The organism is Arthrobacter sp. Soil736 (assembly GCF_001428005.1).
Lineage (GTDB): Bacteria > Actinomycetota > Actinomycetes > Actinomycetales > Micrococcaceae > Arthrobacter.
The window spans coordinates 1-6,038 of the sequence record NZ_LMSB01000052.1; the positions used below are offsets into that span (position 1 = coordinate 1).

Annotated in this window: 7 protein-coding genes; 5 read left to right on the forward strand and 2 right to left on the reverse strand. The window is 66.9% G+C overall.

Going from position 1 to position 6,038, the window contains the following annotated elements; all coding sequences use genetic code 11:
* Positions 1-210: 210 nt before the first annotated feature.
* Together ASG92_RS23175 and ASG92_RS23180 are read left to right on the forward strand one after the other, a co-directional pair.
* On the forward strand, positions 211-1,365 hold the full coding sequence (locus tag ASG92_RS23175) for an LLM class flavin-dependent oxidoreductase (protein WP_056634071.1): 1,155 nt from the start codon (positions 211-213) through the stop codon (positions 1,363-1,365).
* Positions 1,365-1,832, forward strand: a complete 468-nt coding sequence (locus ASG92_RS23180) for a MarR family transcriptional regulator (RefSeq protein WP_056634072.1) — start codon at positions 1,365-1,367, stop codon at positions 1,830-1,832. The genes ASG92_RS23175 and ASG92_RS23180 overlap by 1 nt, the downstream gene beginning before the upstream one ends.
* Positions 1,833-1,950: 118 nt before the next feature.
* Here the strand turns inward: ASG92_RS23180 and ASG92_RS23185 are convergent, their stop codons facing one another.
* Positions 1,951-2,757 carry a transglutaminase family protein gene (locus ASG92_RS23185; protein ID WP_056634075.1) on the reverse strand — a complete coding sequence of 269 codons (807 nt, stop codon included), beginning with the start codon at positions 2,755-2,757 and terminating at the stop codon, positions 1,951-1,953.
* A gap of 72 nt (positions 2,758-2,829) precedes the next feature.
* Complete coding sequence (locus tag ASG92_RS23190) at positions 2,830-3,618, reverse strand: hypothetical protein (RefSeq protein WP_056634080.1); 789 nt, start codon at positions 3,616-3,618, stop codon at positions 2,830-2,832.
* Between the two features lie 104 nt (positions 3,619-3,722).
* On the opposite strand from ASG92_RS23190, the gene ASG92_RS23195 reads away from it, so the two are divergent.
* Genes ASG92_RS23195 through ASG92_RS23205 form a run of 3 tightly spaced genes read left to right on the forward strand, consistent with a single transcriptional unit; the run spans position 3,723 to position 5,881 of the window.
* Positions 3,723-4,385: a DUF1684 domain-containing protein gene (locus ASG92_RS23195; protein WP_056634082.1), complete on the forward strand. Its 663-nt coding sequence runs from the start codon at positions 3,723-3,725 to the stop codon at positions 4,383-4,385.
* A gap of 46 nt (positions 4,386-4,431) precedes the next feature.
* Positions 4,432-5,286 (forward strand): fumarylacetoacetate hydrolase family protein, encoded by an 855-nt coding sequence (locus tag ASG92_RS23200; RefSeq protein ID WP_056634085.1) that lies wholly within the window; start codon positions 4,432-4,434, stop codon positions 5,284-5,286.
* A 34-nt stretch (positions 5,287-5,320) separates the two neighbouring features.
* Entirely contained in the window at positions 5,321-5,881 is a 561-nt protein-coding gene (locus ASG92_RS23205; protein WP_082579681.1) for a GtrA family protein, read from the forward strand.
* Positions 5,882-6,038: the final 157 nt, after the last annotated feature.

Genomic DNA, 6,038 nt, shown 5'->3' on the forward strand with positions numbered 1-6,038 from the left:
CTGGGAATCAGATACCACCAAAGCAGGAGCAACATTCGCCATACCACAAGCTTAACAAGCAAATCTAAAACTATTTTGGAGACACACCACTAGTTGGGTCACGGGAATAACTTGCCGTGCTGAACGTTACAACATGCGATAGATGCAAATGCATGTAAATCGGATATAGTAATAACAGGCCCGGACACCCCGGCGAACGGAAGGATCATCATGCAGATCGGCGTATTCAGCGTCAGCGACATCACCCCGGACCCCACCACGGGCCGGACACCCACCGAACACGAGCGCATCAAGGCATCGGTGGCGATCGCCAAGAAGGTCGAAGAAATCGGCATGGATGTCTACGCCCTCGGCGAGCACCACAACCGGCCCTTCTTCTCCTCCTCGCCCACCACCACGCTGGCGTACATCGCCGCCCAGACGGAGCGCATCACGCTCTCCACGGCCACCACGCTGATCACCACGAACGACCCCGTGAAGATCGCCGAGGACTTTGCCATGCTGCAGCACCTCGCTGACGGCCGCGTGGACCTCGTGCTAGGGCGTGGCAACACGGCGCCGGTCTACCCCTGGTTCGGCAAGAACATCCAGGACGGGATCGAGCTGGCCATCGAAAACTACAGCCTGCTGCGCCGGCTGTGGGACGAGGACACCGTCAACTGGTCCGGGAAGTTCCGCACGCCGCTGCAGAACTTCACCTCCACCCCCCGCCCGCTCGACGGCGTCGCCCCCTTCGTCTGGCACGGCTCGATCCGGACGCCGCAGATCGCGGAAGTAGCTGCCTACTACGGCGACGGTTTCTTCGCGAACAACATCTTCTGGCCCAAGGAGCACTACCAGCAGCTGATCGGCCTGTACCGCGAGCGCTACGAGCACTACGGGCACGGCAAGGCGGACCAGGCCATCGTGGGCCTGGGCGGGCAGTTCTTCATGCGGAAAAACTCCCAGGATGCTGTCAAGGAGTTCCGCCCCTACTTCGACAACGCGCCGGTTTACGGCCACGGGCCCTCCCTCGAGGACTTCACGTCGCAGACGCCGCTGACGGTCGGCAGCCCGCAGGAGGTCATCGAAAAGACGCTCACGTTCCGCGAATTCTTCGGCGACTACCAGCGGCAGCTGTTCCTTATCGACCACGCCGGCCTGCCGCTGAAGACCGTCCTGGAGCAGCTGGACCTGTTCGGCGAAGAGGTCCTGCCCGTGCTGCGCAAGGAGTACGCCGCGCTCAAGCCGGCCCACGTGCCGGACCCGCCCACGCACGCCGGCCGCGTTGCGGCAAGGATCGCCGCCGGGAACGCCGCTACAGAGACTGAAGCGGGTCAGGCTGCCGCCGCCGCTCCTTCCGCCCCCGCCGCACGGGAGGCGTGATGACCGCCCGGACAGCCCCGGCGGCGTCTCCTGTTCGCCTGGCCGCCGAAACCTGGGAATCACTGTTCCGGGCGCAGGTTGCCGTGATGCGCCGGCTGCAGTCCGGACCGGCTTTCAAGGACCTGGCGGTGAACGAGTACGACGTCCTGTTCACCCTGTCCCGGTGCCCGTCCGGACGGCTGCGCCTGAACGAGCTCAACGACCACGTGCTCCTGAGCCAGTCCAGCCTCAGCAGGCTGGTTGACCGGCTGGAGAAGCGCGGCCTGGTGGAGCGGATGCCCGCACCCAACGACGGCCGCGGCGTGCTGCTGAAGCTGACGGACGCGGGCTCTGAGCTGCAGAAGCAGATCGGCCGCGAGCACGTCAGGGACATCGCTGCGCTCGTCGGGCCGGCGCTGACAGCAGCAGAGCAGAGGGAACTGCTGAGACTGACGGAGAAGCTCCGCGCTTCATTGCCGTCACGTTAGGCGGGCTGATGTGCCGTTGCCCGCGGGCAGGTGGCGGCGGGCAGCTGACGGCACCGCCGGCAGCTGCCCGGCAACCGCGCCGGCAACGCCCCGGCAAACGCGGCACTGAGGTCCGCCGCTAGCGGAGCACGGCCAGCTTGTCGGGATCCTCTGCCGGCAGGTCACCGTTGACCACCGCGGTGACGCGGATCTCCCGGAGTGACAGGCTCCCTCCCACGGTGGACAGGAACGCTGTGTCGGAGGAATCGCGTCCGGCCGTGATCCGCAGCATCGCTTCCCGCGGTGCCAGCCCCGTCGGGTCGATCACGTGCCAGGCCCCGTTGATGTGGGCCTCGGCCACGGCGTGGAAATCCATCGGCGAAAGGCCCGGAGCGTACACCGCGGCCAGCCGTGCGGGGACGTTCTTGGCCCGCAGCAGGGAAATGGCCAGGTGCGCATAGTCCCTGCACACCCCGCGCCGGTTGAGCAGGGTTTCCACGGCGCCGTCGATGCCGCGCGAGGAGCCGCTGACGTAGCGGAGCTCGCTGAAGACCCAGTTGCGCACCGCGTGCAGGAGTTCTTCGCCCTGGAGACCGCCGAACTCCGCATAGGACGTGGGGAGCAGCCGATCGGATTCCGCATAGCGGCTTGGCCGGACGTAGCGGATGAGCTCCATGAGGGAGGCCTCCTCCGGCTCGGCGAAGCCCGCAACCGTGGCCGTGTAGTCGACGGTGACCTCCGTCGGCTCGGCAAACTCCATGTAGTGGAACCTGCCCCCGTGGTGGTCGGAAAGCTCCGTCAACGGAACCGCGCTGTCCGCGGCGGTCACCGACAGAGTCTCGTCGAGGGAGGCGTAGCCGCGGTTCCTGGCCACGGAAATGGCCAAGGCCACCTTCGTATCGGCCACGGTCTTGAAGACCAGGCGGGCAGCGACAGTGCGTTCCATGTAACTCCGGGGTGTGAGGTAGCGTCAGCCAGTCGCGGCTGCGGACCCGGGTGGTGTGCCGAGGCAGCGGGACTAGTTTTTGATCTCCAGAGACATTAGCATCCGCTGGACATTCGCGAACTCGGAGCCGTTGTTGACGTAGCCGGCGGCCTGGTCCAGGGTGTCGAAGGCCTTCGCGGGCGCAACTTTCTCGTCCGGCGCAAACGGCTTCAACGAGCGCACGTCACTGAAGGAGTAGTTCCCCTTGCCCGGGAGCCCGTGGACCACGTTCTGCAACTGGCAGGCCTTGGAGTCGGCCCCGCCCACCAGGTTGGTGATGCCGTAGGACCCGAAGAAGCGGTAGCCCTGGATCACCCTGAACACCACGTGCGGGGCGATGGTCCCTTCGCCCCCGCTGTGCGGCAGCTCAACCGGCACGCTGCTGACCACAACGTAGGGCTTCCGCGCGGCTGTGGCGCACGTGGCCGCCGCGGCCTCCGGCAGGCCGGTCTGCAGCGTGGCCAGATAGGTCCCCTCCGCGTCCTTGACTTCGACCTTCACGGCGCCGGGCAGTGTTCCCTTGTCCGGATCCACTGACTGTGCGATCCAGCCCTGCGGCAATTCGAAGCTGACCGTCTTGGCGGGGTCGGAAAAGACTTTCCACGCCGACGCCGTTGCCCCGGGCGACTCGGACGGACCCGTAGCGGTGGCAGAGGGAGTTGACGTTCCGCCCATGGCCCCGGGCGTCGCGCTGCTGCTGCCGGGCTCGGCAGTCCAGGCCGGCGCACCCTTGCCGTCGCTGCTGCAGCCGGCCATGAGTCCCGCCGCCAGCAGCGTGACGGCGGCGATGCTTGCCCCGCGGGAAGGTGTGATCCCTGTCATGCCTCCAGCCTAGCCGCGACGCCGCGCTCCCCCGGTTGACCGCTGCCGCGTTTCGCATTCGGACCCGGAGTTTCGGAACCGGAAAGAGGGCTAGGCTGGGGGATATGGCGGATTATGAGCTGGACGCGGCGGAGAAGACCCTGGCGGGCATGTCCGCCGTCGACATAGCGGACTGGCGCTTGCGTACTTTTGCCCTATACGACACGGTCCGCAAAATCGCCGCCGACAGCCCGGCTGAAGCCCATTCGTACTGGCGCCAGGAACGGGACCGCATGTTCGCCACCCATCCTGCGTCGGCCCTCACGGCCGAGGCCAAGTCGAACTTCTACGGGCTCAAGACGGCCGACTACGATCCCATCTACCGCTTCCACGTGCCCCTGACCAAGGAAGGCGCGGGGCGCGAAATGAACGTCGAAACCGGCACGGACGGGCTGGTCAGGTTCGTCCGGCTGGGCACGTTTGATCTGCCGGAGATGGGACAGTTGGCGGTCTGGAAACTCCATGGCTATGGCGGCGGAATCTTCGTCCCGTTCCGCGACGCCACGGCCGGCCAGCCCGGGGGCAGCTACGGCGCAGGCCGGTACCTGCTGGACACCATCAAGGGCGCCTTCCACGGCGTGCGCGGTTCCGGGCCCGACGCCCAGTTCGTGCTCGACTTCAATTTCGCCTACAACCCTTCGTGCGCTTATAACGAGGCCTGGGCGTGCCCGCTCGCCGGCCCCGCCAACAGGCTCGCCGTCGAAATCCCCGTGGGCGAGCTCTACTGACGTCACGCTTTCCCGGGCATTCCCGGCGGGCGCCTACGATGGCTGAATGACCCCAGTTGCCCCGCGGCGGATCGCCCGCGTCCGCCCGCTTGCCCCCGAGCTCTCCCCCGCACCTGAGCAGTCCCTCGTCGCTGAGCAGTTCTTCGTCGCCAACAGCGCACCTGATTTCGGGAGCGACGCCGGCCGGCTCTGGACCGTGGTCGACTCCCCCTTCCCGGGCTCGCCCGCCAACGCGAACAGCGCGCCGCGCAGCGGCTGGGAACCGGGTGACACCGTGGGCCAGGAAGAGTTCACGTTCCTGGCCCCCAGCGCGCCGGCCAACGTTCTCGGCATGGCCCACAACACCGGGCAGACCGGCCGCGACCTTCCGGCACAGGCCTTCCACAAGGCCGCCACCAGCGTCATCGGCCCCGGCGAGGCAATCGAGCTGGCTGCCGGCGTCGGGCTGGTGGAGCCGGAAGCGGAACTGGCCGTCGTCGTCGGCCGCACGGCGAGGCGGCTGACGCTCGACAACGCACGGACCGCGGTGCTGGGTTACACGATCGCCAACGATGTCACGGCCCGGGACCTGCAGAAATCGGACGAGCTGTGGCTCAGCGCCAAGAGCCAGGACACGTTTACGCCTGCCGGCCCTTGGATCGCCACCGGCCTTGATGACGCCGACCTGCACATAGGCATCGTTCTGAACGGCTCCGAACTGGGCACGGCGAGCACGGCTGACCTGGGCTGGAAGGTGGACGAGATCCTCGTTTACCTGAGTTCGTTCATGACCCTTCACCCCGGAGACCTGGTTCTCACGGGCTTCCCGGCGGCCACCGCACCCCTTCAGCCGGGCGACACTGTCACGTGCCGCGTGGGCGGAATCGGCCAGCTCACCAATCCGGTCACGGCGGCGCGATAGCCGGATCTGCCGCCGCATGTGAAAGGCTTGGGCAATGGAATCGCCTGCCGCGCCCGTTGCCGAACCCACGCAGCGGACGCAGCAGACGGAGTCCGGGCCCGAGTCGACCGCCTGGCAGACGGTGCCCGGGACGGCCCCTGTGCCGGCCACCGCGAGATTCCCCGCCACCCGGCATTACCGCGGGGTTCTGCGTTTCCCGGTAATCCGCCAGCTCATCCGGTTCACGGGAGTGGGCATCGTGTGCACGGCCACCTCGCTGGCGCTGTATGCGCTGCTCCGGCCGTGGCTTGGACCGCAGCTTGCCAACGCCGCCGCGCTGATCATTACGTCCGTCATGAACACCGCGCTCAACCGGCGGCTCACGTTCAAGATCACGGATCAGCGCAGGGCAGCCCGGGACCACCTCAACGGCCTGGTCCTGATCCTCGTGGCCCTCGTCATCACCGGCGGAGGCCTCGGGGTACTCCACTGGCTCCGGCCGGACGCCGGCGTGGCCGACGAACTCCTGACCACCACGCTGTCCGGGTTCCTCGCCACCGCCGTCCGGTTTACGATGCTCCGGCACTGGATCTTCCGGCGCGCCCGGCACCGTTAGTCCTGGCACCGTTAGTCACCGCACCGGCCAGTCCAGCACCGCCGGGAAGCACGGCCGAGCCCAACTAGTGGTGTGTCTCCAAAATAGTTTTAGATTTGCTTGTTAAGCTTGTGGTATGGCGAATGTTGCTCCTGCTTTGGTGGTATCTGATTCCCAG